Origin of the sequence: Rhizobium azibense (assembly GCF_004342325.1) — a bacterium.
Lineage (GTDB): Bacteria > Pseudomonadota > Alphaproteobacteria > Rhizobiales > Rhizobiaceae > Rhizobium > Rhizobium etli_B.
The window spans coordinates 367581-391606 of the sequence record NZ_SMBJ01000002.1 but is presented as its reverse complement, the minus strand read 5'-3'; the positions used below and the strand labels follow the sequence as shown (position 1 = coordinate 391606).

General features: G+C 59.5%; 24 protein-coding genes. 15 read left to right on the top strand and 9 right to left on the bottom strand.

Annotation, left to right across the window (positions count from 1 at the left end; genetic code table 11):
* Positions 1-16: 16 nt before the first annotated feature.
* The 3 genes from EV130_RS05995 to EV130_RS05985 form a co-directional block, all read right to left on the bottom strand.
* Positions 17-409: a hypothetical protein gene (locus tag EV130_RS05995; protein ID WP_132659588.1), complete on the bottom strand. Its 393-nt coding sequence runs from the start codon at positions 407-409 to the stop codon at positions 17-19.
* Positions 410-480: 71 nt separating this feature from the next.
* Positions 481-2115 (bottom strand): chaperonin GroEL, encoded by a 1635-nt coding sequence (gene groL / locus EV130_RS05990; RefSeq protein ID WP_074064974.1) that lies wholly within the window; start codon positions 2113-2115, stop codon positions 481-483.
* A 49-nt stretch (positions 2116-2164) separates the two neighbouring features.
* Positions 2165-2482, bottom strand: a complete 318-nt coding sequence (locus EV130_RS05985) for a co-chaperone GroES (RefSeq protein WP_132659586.1) — start codon at positions 2480-2482, stop codon at positions 2165-2167.
* A 1059-nt stretch (positions 2483-3541) separates the two neighbouring features.
* On the opposite strand from EV130_RS05985, the gene EV130_RS05975 reads away from it, so the two are divergent.
* The 14 genes from EV130_RS05975 to nuoG all read left to right on the top strand — a co-directional run bounded on the left by EV130_RS05975 (position 3542) and on the right by nuoG (position 17984).
* Positions 3542-4036, top strand: coding sequence for an NADH-quinone oxidoreductase subunit J (locus tag EV130_RS05975; RefSeq protein WP_074064971.1), 495 nt, complete (start codon positions 3542-3544; stop codon positions 4034-4036).
* The gene (gene nuoK, locus EV130_RS05970) at positions 4036-4338 is read left to right on the top strand and encodes an NADH-quinone oxidoreductase subunit NuoK (RefSeq protein WP_074064970.1); all 303 of its coding nucleotides are present in this window, start codon (positions 4036-4038) and stop codon (positions 4336-4338) included. The genes EV130_RS05975 and nuoK overlap by 1 nt, the downstream gene beginning before the upstream one ends.
* 4 nt (positions 4339-4342) lie before the next feature.
* Entirely contained in the window at positions 4343-5806 is a 1464-nt protein-coding gene (locus EV130_RS05965) for a monovalent cation/H+ antiporter subunit D family protein (protein WP_132659584.1), read from the top strand.
* A complete protein-coding gene (locus EV130_RS05960) occupies positions 5803-6057 on the top strand; it encodes a hypothetical protein (protein ID WP_074064968.1) in 255 nt (84 codons plus the stop codon). Before EV130_RS05965 ends, EV130_RS05960 begins: the two co-directional genes overlap by 4 nt.
* Positions 6050-7810 (top strand): Na(+)/H(+) antiporter subunit D, encoded by a 1761-nt coding sequence (locus tag EV130_RS05955; RefSeq protein ID WP_132659582.1) that lies wholly within the window; start codon positions 6050-6052, stop codon positions 7808-7810. The genes EV130_RS05960 and EV130_RS05955 overlap by 8 nt, the downstream gene beginning before the upstream one ends.
* A 9-nt stretch (positions 7811-7819) precedes the next feature.
* Positions 7820-9295: an NADH-quinone oxidoreductase subunit M gene (locus EV130_RS05950; RefSeq protein ID WP_132659580.1), complete on the top strand. Its 1476-nt coding sequence runs from the start codon at positions 7820-7822 to the stop codon at positions 9293-9295.
* The gene (locus EV130_RS05945; RefSeq protein ID WP_074064965.1) at positions 9292-10731 is read left to right on the top strand and encodes an NADH-quinone oxidoreductase subunit N; all 1440 of its coding nucleotides are present in this window, start codon (positions 9292-9294) and stop codon (positions 10729-10731) included. Before EV130_RS05950 ends, EV130_RS05945 begins: the two co-directional genes overlap by 4 nt.
* A 150-nt stretch (positions 10732-10881) precedes the next feature.
* Positions 10882-11247: an NADH-quinone oxidoreductase subunit A gene (locus tag EV130_RS05940; protein ID WP_074064964.1), complete on the top strand. Its 366-nt coding sequence runs from the start codon at positions 10882-10884 to the stop codon at positions 11245-11247.
* Positions 11235-11738, top strand: a complete 504-nt coding sequence (locus EV130_RS05935) for a NuoB/complex I 20 kDa subunit family protein (RefSeq protein WP_074064963.1) — start codon at positions 11235-11237, stop codon at positions 11736-11738. Before EV130_RS05940 ends, EV130_RS05935 begins: the two co-directional genes overlap by 13 nt.
* Positions 11735-12298, top strand: coding sequence for an NADH-quinone oxidoreductase subunit C (locus EV130_RS05930; RefSeq protein ID WP_132659578.1), 564 nt, complete (start codon positions 11735-11737; stop codon positions 12296-12298). Before EV130_RS05935 ends, EV130_RS05930 begins: the two co-directional genes overlap by 4 nt.
* A 1-nt stretch (position 12299) precedes the next feature.
* Complete coding sequence (gene nuoD / locus EV130_RS05925) at positions 12300-13514, top strand: NADH dehydrogenase (quinone) subunit D (protein WP_074064961.1); 1215 nt, start codon at positions 12300-12302, stop codon at positions 13512-13514.
* An 18-nt stretch (positions 13515-13532) separates the two neighbouring features.
* The gene (nuoE, locus tag EV130_RS05920; protein WP_074064960.1) at positions 13533-14045 is read left to right on the top strand and encodes an NADH-quinone oxidoreductase subunit NuoE; all 513 of its coding nucleotides are present in this window, start codon (positions 13533-13535) and stop codon (positions 14043-14045) included.
* 4 nt (positions 14046-14049) lie between these two features.
* Positions 14050-15315, top strand: a complete 1266-nt coding sequence (gene nuoF, locus EV130_RS05915) for an NADH-quinone oxidoreductase subunit NuoF (protein WP_132551671.1) — start codon at positions 14050-14052, stop codon at positions 15313-15315.
* Between the two features lie 32 nt (positions 15316-15347).
* The gene (gene nuoG / locus EV130_RS05910) at positions 15348-17984 is read left to right on the top strand and encodes an NADH-quinone oxidoreductase subunit NuoG (protein ID WP_132659576.1); all 2637 of its coding nucleotides are present in this window, start codon (positions 15348-15350) and stop codon (positions 17982-17984) included.
* On the opposite strand, the gene EV130_RS05905 is transcribed toward nuoG, so the two are convergent.
* From EV130_RS05905 to EV130_RS05890, 4 genes are all read right to left on the bottom strand, one after another.
* A complete protein-coding gene (locus EV130_RS05905) occupies positions 17978-18418 on the bottom strand; it encodes a CBS domain-containing protein (RefSeq protein ID WP_074065703.1) in 441 nt (146 codons plus the stop codon). The two genes, nuoG and EV130_RS05905, sit on opposite strands and share 7 nt — an antisense overlap.
* Before the next feature lie 44 nt (positions 18419-18462).
* A complete protein-coding gene (locus EV130_RS05900) occupies positions 18463-19029 on the bottom strand; it encodes an NADH-quinone oxidoreductase subunit I (protein WP_132659574.1) in 567 nt (188 codons plus the stop codon).
* A 30-nt stretch (positions 19030-19059) separates the two neighbouring features.
* Positions 19060-20046 carry an NADH-quinone oxidoreductase subunit NuoH gene (gene nuoH / locus EV130_RS05895; RefSeq protein WP_074064957.1) on the bottom strand — a complete coding sequence of 329 codons (987 nt, stop codon included), beginning with the start codon at positions 20044-20046 and terminating at the stop codon, positions 19060-19062.
* 317 nt (positions 20047-20363) lie between these two features.
* On the bottom strand, positions 20364-20843 hold the full coding sequence (locus EV130_RS05890; RefSeq protein ID WP_074064956.1) for an Lrp/AsnC family transcriptional regulator: 480 nt from the start codon (positions 20841-20843) through the stop codon (positions 20364-20366).
* 128 nt (positions 20844-20971) lie between these two features.
* Here EV130_RS05890 and hppD point away from each other — a divergent pair, with 128 nt between their 5' ends.
* On the top strand, positions 20972-22084 hold the full coding sequence (hppD, locus tag EV130_RS05885; RefSeq protein ID WP_132659572.1) for a 4-hydroxyphenylpyruvate dioxygenase: 1113 nt from the start codon (positions 20972-20974) through the stop codon (positions 22082-22084).
* A gap of 77 nt (positions 22085-22161) precedes the next feature.
* Here the strand turns inward: hppD and EV130_RS05880 are convergent, their stop codons facing one another.
* Together EV130_RS05880 and EV130_RS05875 are read right to left on the bottom strand one after the other, a co-directional pair.
* A complete protein-coding gene (locus tag EV130_RS05880; RefSeq protein WP_132659570.1) occupies positions 22162-22761 on the bottom strand; it encodes a HupE/UreJ family protein in 600 nt (199 codons plus the stop codon).
* Positions 22762-22951: 190 nt separating this feature from the next.
* The gene (locus tag EV130_RS05875; RefSeq protein WP_074064953.1) at positions 22952-23968 is read right to left on the bottom strand and encodes a substrate-binding domain-containing protein; all 1017 of its coding nucleotides are present in this window, start codon (positions 23966-23968) and stop codon (positions 22952-22954) included.
* Between the last annotated feature and the right edge of the window lie 58 nt (positions 23969-24026).

The window sequence follows — 24026 nt, the reverse complement described above, 5'->3', positions numbered from 1 at the left end:
TCTCAGGCAGGAGGCTTCAGGCCGAGAGCGCGGTGCTGCAGCCTTCGGCGATCTTGCTGTCGGCTGAGGTTTGTCCTGGCATGGTTGCCCATCCGCCGGCTTCGATGAACTGGCGCTTCTTATAGCTGTCTGGAAGAGCCTTGAATTCGACTAGTTTTGCGGCGGCATCCGGCGCACTGTTGAACCGGTCAACGCATATGGCCGATGCAAGTTCTCCACGGGCTGTTTCGCCCGCAGTCGTCGCCGCTTTGAGGGAAGTGCTGCCCGTCACCCAGCCCCCCCAGCTAAATCCGACGATGATCGTGGCCACTGCAGTGACGACACAAGCCCATACGAGGATCGTCTTCGATGGCTGATAAGTGTTGAAACGTTGCGAAATCGATGTTTTGCTGCTGCTTTGCACTGCCATTGGAATTCTCCTTGCAATGTTGTTTGATTCACCGCTGCGGCCGTCCTGGCCGAGCGGCTCAGGCACTTTCCTCAGTATCCCATGCCACTCATGCCGCCGCTTCCGGCCGGCAGTGCAGATTCTCTTTCGGGAATATCGGCAATCACCGCTTCGGCGGTGATCAGAAGTGCTGCGATCGAGCCGGCGTCTTGCAAAGCGGTCCGCACCACCTTGGCAGGATCGACGATGCCAGCCTTTATCATATCGACATAGGTCTCCATCTGTGCGTCGAACCCTTGGTTGTAATCCGTGCTGTCGGCGAGTTTACCAATTACGATAGAGCCTTCGACGCCGGCATTGTCGGCGATCTGCCGGATCGGGGCTTCCAGCGCCCTCAGCACGACAGAAATCCCCGCCGTCACGTCGGCGTTTTCTGCAGATAGCCCCGCCAGGACCGACTTGGCGCGCAACAGGGCGACGCCTCCGCCCGGAACGATACCTTCCTCGACCGCCGCACGCGTGGCGTTAAGGGCATCGTCGATGCGGTCCTTCTTCTCCTTGACTTCAATTTCGGTCGAGCCACCGACGCGGATCACCGCAACGCCGCCGGCGAGTTTTGCGAGGCGCTCTTGCAGCTTTTCCTTGTCGTAGTCGGAGGTGGTTTCCTCGATCTGCGCCTTGATCTGGCTGATGCGTCGAGCGATCTCGGATTTTTCACCTGCGCCGTCTATGATCGTGGTGGTATCCTTTTCGATCAGGGCCCGCTTGGTGCGCCCAAGCATATCCAGCGTGACATTTTCCAGCTTGACGCCGAGATCCTCGGAGATCATCTGGCCAGCCGTCAAAATGGCGATGTCCTCAAGCATGGCCTTGCGGCGATCGCCGAAGCCCGGGGCCTTGACGGCAGCGACCTTCAATCCGCCACGCAGCTTGTTGACGACCAATGTGGCCAGAGCCTCGCCTTCGACATCTTCGGAAATAATAAGCAGCGACTTGCCGCTTTGCACCACGGCTTCGAGGATGGGCAGCATTGCCTGCAGATTGCCGAGCTTCTTCTCATAGACAAGAATATATGGGTCCTCCAGCTCCACGCGCATTTTTTCGGCATTGGTTACAAAGTAAGGCGAGAGATAGCCCCGGTCGAACTGCATGCCCTCGACGACATTGAGTTCAGTATCGGCCGTCCTGGCCTCCTCGACTGTGATCACACCATCGTTGCCAACCTTTTCCATCGCATCAGCGATCATTTTTCCCACCGTCGCATCGCCATTGGCGGCGATTGTGCCGACCTGGGCGATCTCGCTTGATGAGCTAACCTTCGTGGCGCGCGCTTTGATTTCCGCGAGTACGGCCGCAACGCCAAGATCGATGCCGCGCCTCAAATCCATCGGGTTCATCCCGGCCGCAACAAGTTTGGCGCCTTCGCGAAAGATCGAGGCTGCGAGCACGGTCGCGGTTGTGGTGCCATCGCCCGCAAGATCGTTGGTCTTGGATGCCACCTCGCGCACCATCTGCGCGCCCATGTTCTCGAATTTGTCTGCAAGTTCGATTTCCTTGGCGACCGCGACGCCGTCCTTCGTGATGCGTGGCGCGCCATAGGACTTGTCGATGACGACGTTGCGGCCTTTGGGACCTAGCGTTACCTTGACGGCATTGTTGAGCACCTCGACCCCGCGAAGCAGACGATCGCGCGCGTCGGTGGAGAAGATGATTTGCTTGGCAGACATTGTCTGTGGTCCAGTTCTGTCTTGAGAGTCGGGGTCGGAATTCGGCCGATCAGCCGGCCGTATCGGCGGTCGCCTCGGTCTTTTCGGCGATGCCCATGATGTCGCACTCCTTGACGATCCGGAGATCTTCGCCGTCGATCCCGATCTCTGTTCCCGTCCACTTTGCGAACAGGATCACTTCGCCGGACTCCTCGTCGAGCGGCATCAGTCGCTCATTTTCGTCGCGCAAGCCCGGCCCAAAGGCGATCACTTCGCCCTCCTGCGGCTTTTCCTTGGCGGTGTCGGGAATGATGATCCCGCCCTTGGATCTAAGGTCACCTTTCGCGCGCCGTATGACGACGCGGTCGTGGAGAGGACGGAATGTCATGAAGATCTTTCTGCGGTCGGCGCATAGGGTGGCCGCATCTATTACATAACATCTCTGGCACTCGATTGGTAGGAGTGCCAAGAAATATTATCTGCAAGCGAATAATCCAGATCATTATCGTTCAGAAATACAAAAAGCTCTTCGCTAGACCGTAGAGTTTTAGTTCGATTTTCATGAAGTTTTCATTTGAATCCTGAACTTATACCGCAGAACAGACCGCGAGGTCGTTAAAGTATCCAAGACGATTTTTCGGAGCATTAGCTCTCCGCGCTCGAGGCCATTTCCAACGCCCGGCAGGCGATATCGCTGCCGTCATAGCCGAACCCAAACTGCCTTGCCCGGTGCTGGTGGGCTCGTCGCTTGGTGGCTTCGTCGCTGGCCGCGGAACGAACGGTGGCGACGGCGGATTTCCTCGTTTCATGCTTTCATCAACCTCCAACGGGTGACGAACTGCAGGGATGTTTGTCATCAACGGCATGACGCCGCGTCGCGGTGAACGAAGGTTTCGTGAAGACCTCAGATCCGGAGCCTGCGTGCCGCGACTTTTCGCACCCCACTGTCCTGACGCACGGCAAGCACGATCGGCCCATCGGTCGGACATGTCGCAATAATAAGAGCGATGGACGGCCGCTTGTGGATCTTTGCCGAGAGCGCCGCTTCGCCCTTTTTACGACGGGGCCGACGCTTTGGGCGCGAACTGGCGATGTTCGTGAAGGCAGCAAATCGAGAGTGAATATAAAGGCTGGCCCCGGCCAAGCAGATTGGTTGACGCTGGCCGGAAGCAGACCAGGAACGAAGCCGTGGCGGCGCGCCCGTCGCAACCAAAACCTCCTTGCCGTAAGACTGGTGGACGAGCTTTCCGGCGGGCAACGCAAGCCTCTGGATTGCCTTGGCGCGCGGCCGGCCACATCACAACCGCAGTGGCTTGTCTGCCGACGACAATAATCTTGTGAAAAATCCGATACTAGGGCACAATTTATAAATGCACCTGAAGTGCGGAGCTATCTCAAATCCGGCCGTCTCGCGCCGAGTGACAGCTCGCGTGGGAGGGTCGCGTCGATGGGTCAGGGGTTCTTTCTTCTGTTCGCTGCGGTGTCCGTGATCACGGCCCTGACCGTGGTCCTGGCGCGGAATCCGGTTCACTGCGCATTGGCGCTGATGGCATGTTTCCTGCAGATTTCGGCAATCTTCGTCCTGCTCGAAGCGCCACTGCTCGCGGTCATCCAGATCTTCGTATATGTCGGCGCAATCATGGTCCTGTTCCTGTTCGTGATCATGATGATCGATGTGCGTGAAGCAATGTCGCAGCGGTTCCTGCCAGGCGGCAACCTGCCGGCTCTGGTGATGCTGGTTCTGCTGGGGATCGAGATGTCGGTATTGGTGCTTTGGAGCGATCGATTTTCCGTCACGGTTCCTGCAGGCGGCGGTGATGAGATCAGGCAGCTCAGCACGACGCTGTTCGCCGGTTATCTTCTGCCGTTTGAGGCCGCCTCCGTCATCCTGTTGGTGGCCCTGATCGGCGCCATCGTACTGGCGCGCAAGGAGCAGGGGTGATGGTTCCGCTATCGTGGTATATCCTGCTTGGGGTGATCCTGTTCGTGATCGGAGCAGCTGGCGTGCTGCTCAGGCGCAATATCCTGGTCGTGCTGATGTCGCTGGAGTTGCTGCTAAACTCGGTCAACATCAATTTCGTCGCTTTCGGGCGCATCTACGACGACTTCCGCGGGCAGATCTTCGCCATCTTCGTCATCGCAATCACTGCGGCGGAGGTCGCCGTTGCTCTTGGCATCGTGGTTGCTCTTGTAAGGAACAAATCCACCCTCAAGGTCGACGACGTGACCATGATGAAAGGATAAGGGCTTGGACCCGGTGATATCGATCAGGCCGCTGCTTGCCATCGCCGTCCCGGGCCTGACCGCTGTGGCAGTTCTTCTTCTGAATAACCGTGAGAAATTTCGCGATCTCGTCTCGCCGCTGGCCGCGATCGTCCTGTTTGCGATTGTCGCCTCTATGGCGCCCACGGTGTTGGCGGGCGGAACCGTCGATTTGCGCCTGTTCGAGATCCTGCCGGGGGCCGACTTCGCTTTCCGGGCGGATGCGCTCGGAATGGTATTCGCCAGCGTCTCTTCCCTCCTATGGATCGTCGCCGCCGTCTACTCCCTCGGCTATATGCGGCACTTGAACGAGCATGCGCAGACCCGATTCTTTGCCTGTTTCGCCACCAGCCTCGCGGCGGCCATCGGAGGCGCATTTGCCGCCAACCTGTTCACCTTGGTGATCTTCTACGAAGTGCTCAGCCTCGTTACCTATCCGCTCGTTTACCACCACGAGGATGAAGAGGGATGGGCGGGCAGCCGCAAATACCTCGTCTATTTGATGGGCGCGTCGAAAAGCGCGCTGCTTGCCGCGCTGGCACTGACCTATTCCATCGCAGGATCGCTCGACTTTGTGGCGGGGGGGCTATTGCAGGGCGTCAATGCCTCGGCGCCGCTGCTGACGGTCGTCTATTTCTGCTATCTATTCGGCTTCGCCAAGGCTGCGGTGATGCCCATGCACGCCTGGCTTCCGGCCGCTATGGTGGCGCCAACACCTGTCAGCGCGCTCTTGCATGCAGTAGCTGTCGTCAAGATGGGGGTGTTCTGCGTGCTGCGGGTGGTGTTTCATGTCTTCGGCGTCGGGCTGGTTGGAGGACTGGGCCTTGGGATCGCCACGGCCTACCTGGTTTCATTCACGATCCTGATGGCGTCGGTCTACGCCCTGACACGGGACGACCTGAAAGCTAGGCTTGCCTATTCGACCGTTTCCCAACTTTCCTACATCGTGCTGGGCGCGGTCCTGTTGTCGCCGGTCGCAATGGTCGGCGGGATCATCCATATTGCGGCGCATGCATTTTCCAAGATCACGTTGTTTTTTTGCGCCGGGTCGATCTACTGCGCATCGGGGAAGCGCAACATCAGCGACATGGCCGGCATCGGCCGCCGGCTGCCCTGGACGATGGGGGCATTCTTCGTCGCCTCGCTCAGCATGATCGGTGTGCCGCCCACCGCGGGATTCGTCAGCAAATGGTATCTGACGCTGGGGTCGGTCGATGCCGGACAGATCTCGTTCCTGGTCGTGCTCCTGGTGAGTTCGATCCTGAATGCCGCCTATTTCCTGCCGGTCAGCTATGTCGCCTTTTTCGGGACCGAGCCGCAGGAGAGCCGGGCGACGGTCCGCGAAATTCCGATGATTACGATTCCGCTCGTCGTAACCGCCATTTTATCGGTGCTGATGGGCATCTTCCCCGATTATTTCCTTACCCTGGCGGACGGAGTGGTTAAATGATCAAGCGCGTGGTCGACTTCTTTGGTGACGAGAAATGGGCAAGGCAGCGCCGCCGGCTGTTCTATCTGGCACTCGTTCTGATCGTCGCCGCCGACTTTCTGGTTATTCGCGAACACGCCGAATATCTTTGGGAGCGCCTGCCTGGCTGGTCCGCCGTCTACGGTTTCGGCTCCTGTGTTCTGCTCATCTTCGTTTCAAAGTTTCTCGGCCATCGGATCGGGCTGATGCGGCGCGAGGACTATTATGACTGAGTTCATCCACCCGGCTCTGCTCTTCATTCTCGGTGCTCTGCCGATCCCGTTCCTCAGAGGATCGATCGGCAAGGCCTATCTGCTGCTGATCCCGACGCTGGCGATCCTTGCCGTGCTCACGATGCAGCCGGGCACTTATGGCGAGGCGAGGTTTATCGGGCAGGAAATCCTGATTGCAAGGGTCGACAGGCTGAGTATCGTCTTCGCCACCGTTTTCACGGTCATGGCGCTGATCGGCACCGTCTACGCGTTGCACCTGACACGCACCGGCCAGCATGTGGCCGCGTTCATCTACGTCGGCAGCGCACTCGGCGTGGTATTTGCCGGTGACTACCTGACCCTCTATCTGTTCTGGGAAGGCATGGCATTTTCCTCTGCCTATCTGGTTTTTGCCCAGGGAGGCGACAAGGCGATCCGGGCAGGCTTCCGGTATCTCATGGTCCATATCACCGGAGGGGTCTGCTTGCTCGGCGGCATTGTTCTCCACGGGCTGGCAACAGGTTCATCGCTGTTCGGCCCGATCGAGGGGGAAATGGGCGTGGCCGTCATCTTGATTCTCGCCGGTTTCATCCTCAACGCCGCAGTGCCGCCGCTTAACGCCTGGCTCACCGACGCCTATCCGGAGGCGACCGTCACAGGCGCGGTGTTCATGAGCGCTTTTACCACGAAGACCGCCGTCTACGTGTTGGCGCGTGCGTTTCCCGGGACCGAGCTCTTGGTCTGGCTCGGCACCGCAATGGCGCTCTACGGCGTAATCTACGCGGTGCTGGAGAACGACTGCCGGCGGCTGCTTGCCTATCACATCGTCAGCCAGGTGGGATACATGGTGGCAGGCGTCGGCATTGGGACCGAGATGGCGGTGAACGGAGCAACCAGCCATGCCTTCGCCCATATCCTCTACAAGGGGCTCCTATTCATGGGCGCGGGGGCTGTGATTCATGTCACTGGTCGGCGCAAGCTCACCGAACTTGGCGGACTCTACAAGACCATGCCGCTGACCTTGACGCTCTACATGGTCGGCGCCCTGGCGATCTCGGCATTTCCCTTCTTCTCGGGTTTCGTCACCAAGTCGATGGTGGTGGCCGCCGCCGGGCAGGATCATCGCGCGCTGGTCGTGCTCGCGCTGACGATGGCATCGTCCGGGACGTTCCTGCACACCGGGCTCAAGCTTCCGTACTACATGTTCTTCGGCAAGGACCAAGGGCTGCAGGCCCGGGATCCGCCCGGCAACATGCTCCTTGCGATGGGTATGGCGGCGGTGCTTTGCATTGCGATCGGGGTGTTCCCGCGGCCGCTTTATGCATTGCTACCCTATCCGGTCGACTTCGAACCATATACGGGTCTCCATATTACCGAGAGCCTCGGCGTGCTGATGTTCACGGCACTGGGTTTTGTCATTTTCCTGCGAGCGCTCGATCCCGAGAATACCGTCAGCCTCGACACCGACTGGTTCTACCGCAAGGGCGCGCGGTACTTCATGTGGTTCGCCGAAAGGCCGCTGGCGCGCTGCGAGAAGGCGGTGAGCGAGGTGTCTGAGACCACGGCGCTGCCTTTCCTGCACGGGTCGGCACGAGAAGGATTAAAGATCGACCTTAACGGTGTGGACGCCGTCGTCAACGGCGTCGCTCGTTCGGTCCTGCGCGGGGGCGCGGCGTTGCGGCGGGTCCAGACTGGCGTCGTGACCCATTATGTGCTGGCGATGATTGCCGGCCTGATTGCCGCCGCCGTCGTTTTCGCCGTGGCGTGGCGGTAAGGGGTTGCGATGGGATTGCCGCTTCTCAGCCTCATTGTATTCACGCCCGCTGCCGGGGCAGTGGTTCTACTGCTTTTCCGCAGCGAAGATGCGGTGCGCTGGACAGCGCTGGCTATCACCGTCCTCGACCTGGCTCTCTGCATTGCAATGCTGGCCGGCTTCGACCAGTCGACCCACCAGATGCAGTTCACCGAGATACACCCGTGGGTGCCCACGCTCGGGATCACCTATGCGCTCGGTATCGATGGGATCAGTGCGCTCTTCGTGTTCATGACCGCACTGCTGGGGTGGATTTGCGTGCTCGCCTCATGGGTCGCGATAAACAGCAAGGTGAAGGAGTTCATGGTAAGCCTGCTCGTCATGCAGGCACTGATGCTCGGAGTATTCTGCGCCCTCGATCTGTTTTTGTTTTACGTCTGCTGGGAGGCGATGCTGATCCCGATGTATCTGATCATCGGAGTGTGGGGCGGTGATGGCCGGGTCTATGCCGCCTTCAAGTTCTTTCTCTACACGCTGGCGGGCAGCCTCCTGTTCCTGATCGGGGTCATCGTGCTCTATTTCCACGGCGGCAGGACCTTCGACATTCTCGCGCTCACAGGTCAGGATTTGCCGTTCTGGGTCCAATCCTGGCTTTTCTTCGCCTTCCTGATCGCCTTTGCCGTGAAGGTGCCGATGGTCCCGGTTCATACCTGGCTGCCGGACGCCCATGTACAGGCGCCGACCGCCGGCAGCATCATCCTGGCCGGAGTGCTCCTGAAGATGGGTGCCTATGGTTTCTTGCGGTTCTCGCTGCCGATGCTGCCCGAGGCGTCGGTATACTATTCGACGCTGATGCTGGCGCTTTCGGCACTTGCCATCGTCTATGGCGGATTGCTCGCGCTGGCACAGGACGATCTGAAGAAGCTGGTGGCCTATTCCAGCATCAGCCATATGGGTTTCGTAACGCTGGGGGTGTTTGCGCTGAACCTCCGCGGGCTCGAGGGCGGCATCCTGCAAATGTTCAATCATGGCATAACGACGGGCGCTTTGTTCCTCCTCGTCGGCCTGATCTACGAGCGGACGCATACGCGCAATATCCCAGATTATGGCGGGCTGATGAAGGTGGCGCCGGTCTATACCGCGTTTCTGGCGCTGTTTACCTTGTCGTCGATGGCCCTGCCGGGAACGAATTCGTTCGTCGGCGAATTGCTGGTGCTGTCGGGCGGATTTGCCGCCAACCTGGCCGCCGGCGCGGCCGCGGTCGTGGGCGCCTTGCTGTCAGCGGCGTATCTTCTTGGCATGTTTAGGAGGGTAGCACTTGGTCCGGCCAGCATCGGCGCTCGCTTCAAGATACGCGACGTGAACGCTCGCGAGATGGCTGCGATCCTGCCGCTGGCCGTCTTCGTGCTTTGGGTCGGGCTCTATCCGAAACCCTTTCTCAACATCATCGACGTCTCGGTGAAGCATCTGCTGGCGCAAGTCCTCACCAAGGGGAGCGGCCAATGACCGCCACCGCGCTTTTCCAGTCGGCTTTAGCGAGCCTTCCCGAGATCGTGGTGATCACCGGCGCGTGCATCCTGCTGATCCTTGGCCAGCTTGTGGGCAAGGGGCAGGGACATGTCTTTGTCTGGGCTTCCGTCGCCGTCGTGCTGATGGCAGCCTTGGGGACACTCATGCTGGCGAGCGAGGTTCGGCCTGCCTACACGGGCATGTTCGTCGCCGACGGCTTTTCGGTCTTTTTCAAGTTCGTTTTCTACATAGCGACTGTTTTGACATTCTTCCTGTCGCGAAAATATGCCGACATTGAGGGCATTGAAAGTAGCGAATACTATGTCCTGCTGCTCTTTGCCCTTTCGGGAATGATGATCATGGCCTCGGCGACCGATCTCTTGTCGCTTTATGTGGGGCTCGAGCTGATGGTGCTCTGCACCTATGTGCTGACCGGCTTCTTGCGGCGAGAGCCGCGTTCGAACGAAGCGGCGCTGAAATATGTGATCCTTGGCGCGGTCTCAACCGCGATCTTCCTCTATGGCGTCTCGCTGATTTACGGGCTCACCGGCACGACGCAACTGGACGGCATGGCGGCTGCGGTGACGGGCGATCCGCTCGATCCCGGATTACTGCTGGCGGTGGTCTTCATCGTCGCTGGGTTGGTTTTCAAGGTCGGCGCGGTGCCATTCCATATGTGGGTGCCGGACGTCTACGAGGGCGCGCCCACGACGATCACGGCTTTCATGTCTGTGGGGCCGAAGGCTGCGGGGTTCGCGGTGATCCTGCGGGTGTTCCTCAACCCGCTGGTTGCAGCCTCGGACGCCTGGCTCGTTGTCGCAGTCATTGCGGTGGTGACGATGGCACTCGGCAGCTTCGTGGCGCTGGTGCAGGACAATTTCAAGCGCCTCCTGGCCTATTCCAGCATCGCCCATGCCGGCTTCGCCATTTTTGGCGTGGTGGCCGGCAGTGCGGACGGGACCGCCAGCGTGATGCTCTACCTCCTGATCTATTCCATGATGAACCTTGGCATTTTCGGCATCGTCATCATGATGCGGAACGGCGATTTCTCGGGCGAGATTATCGAAGACTACGCAGGCTTTGCCAGGTCGCATCCCGGGCTGGCACTTCTGATGCTGCTTTATCTGTTCTCGCTGGCCGGCATCCCGCCAACAGCCGGGTTCTTCGCCAAGTTCTACGTGCTGGTCGCCTTGATCGAGCGGGGCTTCGTCATGCTGGCGGTGATCGCAGTGCTGCTCAGCGCCGTCGCGGCCTACTTCTACATCCGCATCGTCATGGTCATCTACATGCGCGAGCCACAAAGGGCGTTTGACCCGGCTCTGACGCCCCTGGTTCGAGCGACGCTCGCCTTCACAGCCTTAGGGACTCTCGGGATCGGCCTATTTCCGGAACGCTTCCTGAGGCTTGCTCAAGGTGCAGTGTTTGGAGGCTGATCTATTGGAATTGCAATGATTCCCCCGAGGGAATACACTGACGATCAAAGAAAGGAGCGCCCAAGTCACTTACTGGGGCGACCGCATTGCCGGCCCGAATGGCGCCGGTCGCGGCCTGAGCAAGGCCCCCGGTGACCGGGAAAATGCGACATGTCTGGAATGGAATTCCTGCCGGTTCTTTTCATGGCCGCCGGAATTGTTCTGGTGGCGATGACGACGCTTTTCGTTTCCTCGCTGCTGCGCCCCTCCAATCCCTATCCCGCAAAGAACATGCCCTACGAATGCGGCATGGACCCGTCGGGCGAGGCCGCCGGGGGCCGCTTCAGAGTGCCGTTCTTTATTCTTGCGATATTGCTGGTGGTCTTCGATGTCGAGGCAATGTTCCTCTTTCCCTGGGCCGTCGTTCTCAAAGAGATCGGATTCATCGGTTATGTCGAGATGTTCGTCTTCATGTTGCTGCTTATCGTGGGTTTCGCCTACGCTTGGCTGAAGGGAGCGTTGGAATGGGAGGAGTAAACAACGCGATCCGCGATAGCGTGCTGTTCACCACGACCGAAAGCGTCATCAATTGGAGCCGGAAATCGGCCCTTTGGCCTGAGACCTTCGGTATTGCCTGCTGTGCCATCGAGATGATCTCAGCGGGTTGCGCGCGCTATGATCTCGACCGGTTCGGCGTGGTGTTCCGCCCTTCACCACGTCAGTCCGATGTGATGATCATCGCCGGCACCGTGACCCGGAAATTCGCGCCCGTGGTGCGTCGGCTCTACGACCAGATGCCGGAACCGCGCTGGGTCATTGCAATGGGCACCTGCGCCATTTCTGGGGGCGTTTACAACACTTACGCCGTGGTGCAGGGATCGGAGACTTTCGTGCCCGTCGACGTACATGTGCCCGGCTGTCCTCCACGGCCAGAGGCGTTGATGCACGGCTTCCTCCTGCTTCAAGAGAAGATCAAGAGGTCCCGCGCGCTGGCCGGAACGTCTTTGGAACGGGCTGCAGTGTCATGAGCATGGCGCGACCTTTCAATCATGGTCCGATCATCGAGCGTTTCGGGGACGCAATCGAGGACCTAGGCTCTGCGCACGGCATTCACGTCTTTGCTGTTCCTCCCGAGACAATCGTTGAGTTCTGCCGGTTCCTCAAGGAGGATCCAGCGCTGCAATTCAACTTCCTGTCCGACATCTGCGGGGTTGATCACTATCCCGAAACGCCGCGGTTCGAGGCGGTGTACCACCTCTACTCGCTACCCAACCGGTGGCGGATTCGCATCAAGTGCTGGCTTGGCGATCCGCCGAAGCTTTCCTCGGTTACGGGCGTCTGGCGTACGGCCAACTGGCATGAACGCGAAGCTTGGGACATGTACGGGATCAGGTTTGACGGCCATCCTGACCTGCGCCGGATCTACATGTGGGAGGGATTCGAAGGCTTCCCGCAGCGTAAGGACTTTCCGCTGCGTGGATACAAGGACAAGTTGAATCCGTTTGGAGCCGAAGGTCCGCCGCCGACACCGCCAGACCTTGCCACCAGGGAAATTCCGAAAGGGGGCCGTTCCGCGCCGGAGCGTTGAGATGACTGAAGTCACCGAACTCAGCAGGCCAGAAGGCGAAGCGCTCAACACCAGGGAAGTGCTTCTCAACCTCGGCCCGCAACACCCCAGCACCCATGGGGTTCTTCGGCTCGTCCTCGAACTGAACGGCGAATACGTCGAGCGCGTGGATCCGCATATCGGCTATCTCCACCGCGGCACCGAAAAACTGGCGGAGAGCTTCACCTATACCCAGATATTCCCATTGACGGACCGGCTCGACTATCTCTGCCCACCGTCGAATAACCTGGCGTTTGCGCTGGCCGTGGAGAAACTCCTCGGCATAGAAGCCCCGGTACGGGCGCAGTATATTCGCGTGTTGATGGCTGAGCTGGCGCGGATTTCCGGCCATCTCCTGATCACCGGCGCACTGCCGATGGACCTCGGCGCCATGACGGCCTTGCTTTACGCGATGCGCGAGCGCGAAATGATCATGGATCTGCTGGAGATGATCACCGGGGCGCGGATGCATACCTCCTTCTGCCGGGTTGGCGGTGTGCGCGAGGATCTGCCAGACGGGTTCCTCCCCAAGATCCGGGAATTCTGTGACATCTTCCCGAACCGCATTCGCGACTATGAGCGACTGCTCGAGACCAACCGGGTGTTTTTGAACCGCACGCAAGGGATCGGCATAATCGCCGCCGAGGATGCCATCGATCTCGGCCTGAGTGGCCCGAACCTGCGCGCCTCGGGTGTCGATTGGGATATTCGCCGCGACGAGCCGTACGAGATCTACGATCGGCTCGACTTCAATGTCGTTACCCGCAAGGAGGGCGACTGCTATGCGCGCTGGCAATGCCGCGTCGCTGAAATGCGCGAGAGCATCCGGATCATTGACCAATGTCTCGACCAGATGCCCGAGGGACCGTTCCAGATCGACATGCCGACAATCGCCTACCCGGTGGACAAGGAAAGGGTGCACTGCTCGATGGAGGCATTGATCCAGCATTTCGACCTGTCGGCCTACGGCTTCAAGGTGCCGAAGGGCGAAGTCTATTCGGCGATCGAGGCGCCAAAGGGCGAGCTGGGCTTCTACATCATCAGCGACGGATCGCCCAAACCGTTCCGCATGAAGGTGCGGGCACCGTCCTTCGTCAACCTTCAGGCGCTCTTTGGAGTGACCAATGCCCGCTATCTGGCGGACATGATCGCCGTGCTCGGCAGTCTCGACCCGGTGATGGCCGAGGTGGACAAGTAGCAGGAAGGTGCAAACGCAATGACCATGCGCGAACAAATCGAGGCGGCGGCGGCGCGGTATCCCGACCAGCGCTCAGCGATCATGCCCGCGCTTGTGATCGCGCAGAGGGAGCATGGCCATTTGCCTGGTCCAGTGCTGGAAGAAGTCGCCGATATCCTTGGTGTCGAGCGGATGTGGGTCTACGAACTTGCGACCTTCTACACACTCTTCCATACCGAGCCGGTGGGCCTGTTTCACCTGCAACTGTGCGACAACGTTTCCTGCATGCTGTGCCGCGCCGAGGACCTCTTGAGGCATTTGGAAGAGGTTTTGGAAATCAAGAAGGGGGGCACGACACCGGATGGGCTGTTTACGCTTTCGACCGTCGAGTGCCTCGGTGCGTGCGAGATGGCGCCGGTGATGCAGGTTGGAAACGACTACCACGGCAACCTCGATGTCGTGCGCATAGACGCGCTCCTGGAAAGCCTCCGCGCCATGGCGAGGCAGGTCGAAACTGTTGAGCCCGCCGCTGTGCGATCGCCTGGGAAGTAGCGCCATGTTCGAACCGGTTCTTCTCAAGAATATCGACGTCCCAGACAGTCATTTGCTGTCGACATATGAGGCCGGCGGCGGCTATCAGGCGCTTGCCAAGGCGCTTCGCGAGTATTCGCCGGACGATGTCATCGAACTTGTCAAACAGTCCAACCTGCGCGGCCGCGGCGGGGCCGGGTTCCCGACGGGCATGAAATGGAGCTTCGTGCCGAAGCAGGCCGGAAAGCCGAAATATCTGTGCTGCAACGCTGATGAGGGCGAACCCGGAACCTTCAAGGACCGGATTATCATGGAGCGCGATCCTCACCAGCTCATCGAGGGCCTGGCGCTAAGCGCCTACGCAATCGGTGCCGACACCGCCTATGTCTACATCCGGGGAGAATATGTGACGGCGATACGCCGCCTGGAGCAAGCGATCGCTCAGGCTCGCGAAAAGTCCTATATCGGAGCCAACGTCCTAGGCTCTGATTTCAAGTTCACCGTGCACGTTCACTGCGGCGCCGGCGCCTATATCTGCGGCGAGGAGACCGCGATGCTCGAGTCGCTCGAGGGCAAACGGGCCCAGCCGCGATTGAAACCGCCGTTTCCCGCCGTGGCCGGGCTCTACTCCAGCCCCACCGTCATCAACAACGTCGAGACGCTTGCTTGCGTGCCGCATATTGTAATGCGCGGGCCCGCCTGGTTTCGGGGGATCGGTCCGGATCGGAGCCCCGGCCCGAAGCTCTACTGCCTGAGCGGGCAGGTGCGCAAACCCGGCCTTTACGAGTTGCCGATGGGCATAGCGTTGCGCGAACTGGTCGAGGAGCATGCTGGCGGTCCGTTACCGGGACGCAGGATCAAGGCTGTAATTCCGGGCGGGGTTTCGGCCCCGGTCATACCTGAGGACGGGCTGGAGGTCGGGATGGATTTCGACTCGCTTGCTGCCGCCGGCTCGATGCTTGGCTCGGCCGGCGTTGTCGTAATCGACGACTCGACCTGCATGGTCAAGGTCTCCACCAGGATCGTCGAGTTCTTCCATCACGAGTCCTGCGGCAAGTGTACGCCGTGCCGGGAAGGGTTGAACTGGGCCGTAAAAGTATTGCGTCGCATTGAGACCGGGGAAGGCGAACCTGGCGATCTGGAGCAGCTGGAGATGCTTTGCAAGGGCATTTTCGGCAATACGTTTTGTGCCTTGGGTGACGGTGCCGCGATGGGATTGCGGGCGGCGCTTAAGCATTTCCGTGACGAGTTCGTCGCCCATATCGAGGAGCGGAGGTGCCCGTTTCACTGAGAGCGTGTCTTTAAGGCGGGCTTGGAGGAAGCATGGTTAGCGTTACAATCGACGGACAAGCGCTCGAGGTCGAGGCTGGCTCCACGGTGCTCATGGCGGCCGAGCGTTTGGGAATCGCGATTCCGACCTTCTGTTACTGGAAGCGGCTGCCGCCGCTGGCCTCCTGCCGCATGTGCCTGGTGGAGATTGACGGGTTGCGGCGGCTGCAGCCGTCTTGCGCCACCACCGTCACCGAAGGCATGGTCGTGCGGACGAATACGCCGATGATCGACGAAACACGGTCTTCGATGCTCGACATGCTGCTTGCGAACCACCCACTCGACTGCCCGATCTGCGACAAGGGCGGCGAATGCGAGCTTCAGGACATGGTGATGGCATACGGGCCCCGCAAAAGCGAGTTCCACGACCCCAAGCGCGTATTCCACTCCGAAGATCTCCGTCTCAGCCCGGTCGTCATCATGAACGTCAATCGCTGCATCCAGTGCCAGCGTTGCGTGCGGATGTGTGAGGAGGTGGTCGGCGCGGTCGCACTTGGCACAGTCGAAAAAGGCATGGATACGGCCGTCACCGGGTTCGAGGGTAGCCTTGCGAGTTGCGATCAGTGCGGCAATTGCATCGAGGTCTGCCCGGTCGGCGCTCTGATGAGCTTTCCCTACCGTTACAAGGCGCGGCCCTGGGATCTGGTAGAGACCGACACGGTCTGCCCGCATTGCGGCACCGGTTGCCAACTGACGGTGGGCACACGCAAGGGAGAGTTTATGCGGGTGCGCTCGAAATGGGACGAAGGGGTCAACCACGAAACGCTTTGCGTGCGGGGACGCTTCGGTCTCGATTTCGTCTCGGGCAGGGACCGGATCGAGCGGCCGATGATCCGTCGCAATGGCGCTCTGGCTCCGGTTTCCTGGGACGAAGCGGCGGACTATCTGGGCCGGCGGCTTTCGGCTGTCGAGGACAAGGCCGCAGCGGGGCTGGCCTCGCCGCGCCTGCCCAACGAGGTGCTCTATCAGTTCCAGAAGCTGATGCGGACGGTATTCCGGACCAACAACATTGATTGCTCGTCGCGCTGGTCCGTACCCTTCGATACGCTCGGGCCATTACTGGCAGCCTTCTACAGCCGCGCACCACTGGACGAGGTGATCGCCAACGACTGCGTGTTTGTCGTCGGCGGCAACGTGACCGAGGAGAACCCGGTCACCGAATACCTGCTGCGGGACGGCGCCCGACGGCGGCAGACCGCATTGCTCATGCTTTCGGCGCGGCCCTCCCGTCTGGAGGCCGATGCCTGCGCTGTGGTTCGCGTGCCGCCGGGCGGAGAAACGGCCGCTCTTGCGGCGGTTGTTGCCGGGCTCGTGGCGGCGGCAGGTCACGCCTTGCCGGGCGAGGCTTTGGCGGACATCGAAGCGACGGTCGGCAGGCCGCCGGTCGATACCGGTCGCGACGGACCCAGTCGCCTGGCCAGCGCGCTCAACGAAAGCCGAAGCGTCTCTGTGCTTGTCAGCGTCGAGCTCTTGAGAGCATCCGCAGCGCGCCAGACGCTGCAGCAACTCAACAACCTACTGCAGGTTCTGCGCCTGCTCGGCAAGGGCCCGGCAATGCAGTTCCTCTTTGACCGTGCCAACCAGCTGGGCGCCTGGGACATGGGAGTTTTGCCGGCTGATTTGCCGGGATCGTGGACGCTCAGCCATGATACGGCCCGTACAACCCTTGCACGGAACTGGCGGACCGAAATCGCCCCTCCATCCGGCGCGGGACTCGACGCCATTCTGGAGCTCTGCCTCGGTGGCGGGATGGGCGCGCTCTACCTTGCCGGAGCAGACCCCCTGATCGCCTACCCCGACAGGGATTTCGTCATGCGGGCGCTTGGCGCCGCCGATCTCCTGATCGTGCAGGATACCTTCCTAACCGATACGGCAGGACTGGCCGAGGTAGTTCTGCCCGCGGCAGGCTACGGCGAGGAATCGGGGACCTTCACCAACAACGAGGGTCGGATCCAGAAGATCCGCAAATTTCGCGAACCCGCCTTCGAGGCAAGAGGCAATCTGGCGATTTTCGACTTCGTCGCAGCGCTGCGCAGCAAGACGCTGCAGCCTTCGACCGAAGGCGGAATATTCGACGAGATCGCCCGGCAGGTTCCGGCCTATCAGGGATTGACGCAGGATGGGCTTGGCGCTGACGGCGCGTTCACCAAGGCGGTCCCGTTCCAACCGTCTGGTGCGTTTTTCGCGCCGCCGTTGGTTGCTCAAACAGCCGGCGGACTCATGCTGATTACCGGCAACTGCCTGTTCCACAACGGATATCTTTCCGAACGCTCGGAGATCCTGAATACCGTCGCTGACGACCCCTATGTCGAGATGAGCGGGCAGGATGCCGCCCAACTTGGTTTTTCGCATGGCGATCAGGTGGTCGTGCGATCGGCTCTGGGAGAATTGACGGCGAAGCTCAAGGTCAACCGGCGCTTTCCCAAGGGCCTCGTATTCATCCCTGAAAACTATAGGGCCCTACGCCTCAACAGACTGATGCGTCGAGGTGTATATCCATGTCCGGTCGAGGTCTACAAACTCAAAACGTCCGTCGCCCCTCTCACCGGTTCTACGTCGAGCCCTGAGGATCGACACCAAGGCATGGGCGGTGACTTGCCCGACGACCCTCAATCGCACCTTGGTCAGTGATATCTGGTTCCGCAGATGTAATCCTGCAGATCCTGCTCCGTGCGCTGCGCTTCGTCGAGCCTGTGTTTGACCACATCGCCGATGCTGACCACGCCGACGACATTGTCCCCATCCATGACCAGGACATGACGCGTACGCCGCCGTGTCATGATACCCATCGCGACCGGCAGCAAATCCCGGGTGGAACAGGTTGCTACATTGCGGTTCATGATGTCGGCGGCTCGCATCATCGCCGCCGCGGCCCCGTATTCGGCAATGGCATTGCAGCAGTCCCGTTCCGACAAGCTACCAAGGTATTCGCCGTCTGACTGGCCGACGACGACGAAGCCTATATTGTTTTCGCGAAACAGCCTCAGGACTTCCACCATCGTCTGATCGCGATCGACCGCGATGACACCGACACCCTTGTTCTTCATGATTTCGCCGACAAACATCTGAGCCTCCTTTGCGAGCGCATTGTTTGACAGCTGGCGCGTCTTCACGTTCGCCGTATATTCCGCCACCAGTTGTAGCCCTGCGTCTCTTTGGTTTCGACGAGCACATCCTTCTCCGTGTTCAGGCGCGCGGCAACTACGCCGCCACCGGTTGCCGCCTTGCCCGGTTTGTCGAGCAGATCGTCGCGCCCGATCACCAAGTCGCGCGAGGAAAAGCTCGAAAATTCGTATTGTTGGCCAAGAGCGATCGCGTCTGCCGGACAGGCGTCCTCGCATAGCCCGCAAAATAGGCAGCGGGCCGTGTCAATCTCGAATTTTGCCGGGTGCCGGTTACCCTTCTCGTCCTCGTAGGGGATGACTTCGATGCAGTCGCAGGGACAAATTCGGGCGCAGAGTTCGCAGGCCACGCATTTGATCTCGCCCAGTTCGTCGCGCTTCAAGAAGTGATGCCCGCGGTAGCGCGGGTAAGGCAACCATTTTTCCTTGTCCGGATATTGCATGGTGACGGATCTGGCGAATATGTAGCCGAAGGTCACAGCCAAGGCTCTCGCCAGATCGGCGAAGAATGCCCAGCCGATCCATGTCCCAATTCTGTCTTGCGCGCGCGACATCATCGCCCCGCTTCAGAGCCACCGCGGCCCCTAAGAAAAAACAATTCCGGTAATGATTATGTTCGCCATCGATAAAGGAAGCAAGACTTTCCATCCGATCGCCATCAGTTGGTCGTAGCGGTAGCGGGGGAAAGTGAAACGGAACCAGATAAACAAATAGACGAAGAAAGCGACCTTCAGCAGAAACCAAAGCAGCGGTGGCAAGGGGATCAGCACGCCGTTCCAGCCGCCGAAGAACAGGATCACCACCAGCACCGACACCAGCAAGACGACGGCATATTCACTGATCATGAAAAACGCAAAGCGGATACCGCTGTATTCGGTATGGAAGCCAGCCCCCAGATCACCTTCCGCTTCCGAAAGATCGAAGGGAATGCGCTGAGCCTCGGCCAGTCCGGCAACGAAGAACACCAGGAAGCCGATCGGTTGGTAAACGATATTCCAGACATCGGCCTGCGCCCGTACGATTTCGAGCAGGCTCATGGATTGCGCCAACATGACTACGCCAATGACCGCAAACCCCATCGGAATCTCATAGCTGATCATCTGCGCGCAAGTCCTGAGACTGCCCAGAACAGCGTATTTGCTGTTGGCGGCCCATCCGCCGAAGATGACCCCATAGACCTCAATGCCGATCACGGCGAACACGAAAAGCAGTGCCACATTCATGTTGGAGACGTAGAGCGTGATCTCGGCACCCAATACCGAGACGGTTTCGCCGAACGGGATCGCGACAAACACCACGAATGGTGGGGCGAGCGCCAGGATTGGTGCCAGCTTGAACAGAAAACGGTCGGCCTCGTCTGGGATGTGGTCTTCCTTGGTCAAAAGCTTGATTCCGTCCGCCACTGGCTGCAGCAGCCCGTGCCAGCCGACGCGCATTGGCCCCAACCGCTGCTGGATGTGCCCGGCGATCTTGCGTTCCAGCCAGGTCAGCGGCAAGGGCAGCAGTAGCAGGATCGCGATCAGAAATGCGACCTTGAAGATGATCAGACCGAGGGCGACGATAAGGTCCATGATCGGCGGCTACTTATTCATCGGTTGAAACGCGCGACCGGACTTTGGCCCGGGCTTTGAACTGAGGACTTGCGCAGTTATCTGCTTGATAAGGTACAGCGGCGACGCGCCACTTGCAAAGCGGAAATCAAGTCTGCCTCAAGATGGCAGGAACTGCTTTGAACAGGATTTTCTGTAAACGACCAAGGTCGATGACAGGCAGAGTTTTTCAGGTCCGGCCTTTTGCGAGGGAACGGAAACTGGCTGGAATCGAGGCGAACAAATCTGTCGCTGGAATTTCAAAAAGATCGGAATGACGAGAAGCCTTTAAACCGGGCCTACGGCCTACTGCGCTGGTGGACCGGCAATCCCTGAAAGTCCTTGAGCGTTGCGAGTACGATCGACGTCTTGACGTGCTGAACGCTGTCGTGCGGCAGGAGCACGTCGTTGACGAAGCGGGAAAGTCCGGCAAGATCAGGCGTCACGACCTTGAGGTGATAATCCATTTCGCCGGTCAGGGCATAACACTCCAGCACCTCCGGCAGGTCCGCAATCAGAGCTGCGAAGCGCTTGGCGTTGTCGCGGTTGTGGGTGGCAAGGGTTACGGCGATGACGACCATGAGGTCGAGCCCCAGCCTGCCGCGATCGAGCACGGCACGATAGCCGTGGATAAAACCCTCGGCCTCAAGCCGTGCCCTGCGGCGCGAACATTGCGATGGCGAGAGCGCGATCAGTTCGGAGAGCTCGTTGTTGGTCAGGCGGCCGTCGCCTTGCAACTGGGCAAGGATCTTCAGGTCATATCTGTCGATCTGTTCCATTTGTGCGCGTTCTCCCGTCTTTATGCATGAAACGTGTATTGATTTGCCAAAACGGCGCATGAATGCAAGCACTATGCGTGAGAATCCCGTCATAATGTCTCCAGGATCCTGTTTTGGAGGAGAGAATGATGGGCCCTTATCCGCACGACGCGCCGCCGACAGGCATCACTGCCGACAATCCGGCCGGCACTGACGGTTTCGAATTTGTCGAATTCGCCCATCCGGAGCCGGAAAAACTGCGCGAGCTTTTTATGCGCATGGGCTACAGTTGCGTCGCCAAGCACCGGACAAAGGACGTTACCGTCTGGCGCCAGGGCGACATCAACTATCTGCTCAATGCCGAGCCTTCCACCCACGCCATGCGCTTTGTCGCCGAACACGGCCCGTGTGCGCCCTCGATGGCCTGGCGTGTCGCCGACGCAAAACATGCCTTCGACCACGCGGTTTCAAAAGGCGCGACGCCCTATGAAAGCAAGGACAAGGCCCTCGATATCCCGGCCGTCGTCGGCATCGGTGGCTCGCTGCTCTATTTTGTCGAAACTTACGGAGAGAAGGGCTCGCCCTATGATGCAGAGTTCGAATGGCTGGGTGAACGCGACCCGAAGCCGAAAGGCGTTGGCTTTTACTACCTCGATCATCTGACCCACAATGTCTATCGCGGCAATATGGACAAGTGGTGGGATTTCTATCGCGAGCTCTTCGGTTTCCGCCAGATCCATTTCTTCAGTATCGACGGCCGCATTACCGGGCTGGTGAGCCGGGCGATTACATCTCCTTGCGGCAAGATTCGTATCCCGCTGAACGAGTCGAAGGACGATACCAGCCAGATCGAGGAATATCTGCGCAAGTACAAGGGCGAGGGCATTCAGCATATCGCCGTTGGTACGGAGGCAATCTATGACGCGACGGACAAACTCGCCGAAAACGGCCTGAAATTCATGCCCGGGCCGCCCGATACCTATTACGAACTCTCGCATGAGCGCGTGCACGGCCATGAGGAGCCGATCGAGCGGATGAAAGAACATGGCATTTTGATCGACGGAGAAGGCGTCTTGGATGGCGGCACGACCCGCATCCTGCTGCAGATTTTCTCGCGAACAGTCATCGGACCGATTTTCTTTGAGTTCATTCAGCGCAAGGGCGACGAAGGCTTCGGCGAAGGGAACTTCCGCGCTTTGTTCGAATCGATCGAGGCTGATCAGATCCGGCGCGGTGCGCTGCGCCCGACGGCTGCCGAATAACCAGAACAGCTGTTGACAAGGTCAGGAGCGGCGATTGACCGATCGCCGCTTTTGCATCTGTGCTGTTTGTCGAAAGATTATATCATGCCGGCGAGGATGCCGAGGCCTGCTGCAGCGGCAAAACCGCCGGCAAGGCGTGTGACGATGAAGCCTCTGCGTTCGCCGATGCGGCCGATCCCGCAGCCAAGCCCTAGCCCGACAGCGTGTAGAAGAGCGGTCGCGATCAAAAAACCTCCTCCATAAGCAGCGCCCGCCGCATGTTCCGGCATTTCGGTGCCGTGGGCATGGCCATGGAAGGTCGCAAACAGCCCCACCACGGCCATCGCAATGGCTGCTGGAGCCTTGACGTTGAACGCAACGATCGCGCCGAGAAGGGCGACCGATAACGCGATACCTGCCTCAACAAAGGGGATATCGATACCCACAACACCGACAGCGCCGCCGACGGCCATAACAAGCAGGAAGGTTGTCGGGACAAGCCAGGTTGCGCGACCGCCAAGCTGATAGGCAAAGACGCCAACCATGATCATCGCAAGGACATGGTCGATACCCGATATGGGATGGGTGAATCCATGCACGAACCCTGCTGCTTCGCCGGCGGCTGGATGGGCATAGGCGGCGGCCGGAAACGCTGTTGCGACCAATGCGAAAAGGCCGCTCTTAGATGCTGATTTCATTAATCAATTCCCCATTGAGTTGCAGAATGTCGTTGCCGGCGCCGGGATCCGTAAGCACGGTGATAACGGTCGGGCAATGCTATGGGAAAGAGGCGGGAAAGGTCAACGAAAAAAATCTCGAATGTGACTGTATTTCAATAGTTTATCTGTCGTGTACTTGCGGCATGTGCAATTGCCTGTCAACCGTCGCTCATCGCCTCGCAGGACGCGTCGATTCCCGCAAGTTGAGCTCGACGGGCCATAATTCATGAATATCCGAAACCGAGCGTCCCGCTAAAAGTTGCAAGGTCAAGTCGGCGCATCTTGCGCCTGCTGCTCTCATCGATGATCGGCTTGCCGAAAGTGAGGGTGCCATGTTCTCCGCCGTCAGGTAGGGAAAAACGTCGTCATGGGCGATGACGGAGACGTCCTCGCCGATAGCGAGGCCGAGAGAACGCACGGCGCGATAGACGCCGAGTGCTGTCATCATCGAACCGGCCACGATGGCCGTCGGCGGATTAGAACTTTCCAGAAAAAAACGGGCATGCCTGAAGCCGAGCTCGTCGGTGAAGGTGTCGTGGGCGATCAGCTGAGTGTCCTGCTCAACAGCCCGCCCCTCGAATGCCTTACGGAAGCCGATATCACGGTCAATGGAGTAGGTCAGTCCTTTGCGGCCGTTGATCATCGCGATCCTGCGGTGGCCGAGGTCGAGAAGATGCTCCGTCGACCGCCTTATTGCCCCTTCATTGTCGATGTCCAGCCATGCATGGGGAACGGCGATATCGGATCGCCCGTGCACGAAGAAAGGAATTCCGAGCCTGTCCAGAAGCTCGATGCGCGGGTCGTTCGGTTTCGGAGAGTGGACGATAATTGCATCGACGCGCCGGCTTTCGGCAAGCCGTCTATAGGTCTGCATCTCCTCGTTAAGATCGCGATCGGCCATCGGGATCACCAGGATGTCAGTATCCTCCGAGGCCAGTCTCTCCGCCATGCCGGCCATGAATTCGGCGAAGTGGAATTCACCGGAGCGTCCCATAATGACCCCGATCGCGCCAACGCGGCCGGTCTTCAGCCGGACGGCGTTGACGTCAGGCCGGTAGCCAAGCCTCAGGGCTTCGGCAACGACACGTGCGCGGGTCGTTTCGCTTACCTCCGGATAGCCGCTCAGCGCTCGGCTTACAGTTGTCGGCGACAGACCGACTTGTTTTGCGAATTCCTTGAGCTTCATTCGAACACGTTTGGTTGGATCCTGGCGGATCAATGACGGATTGTTGAACGCTCGGCAA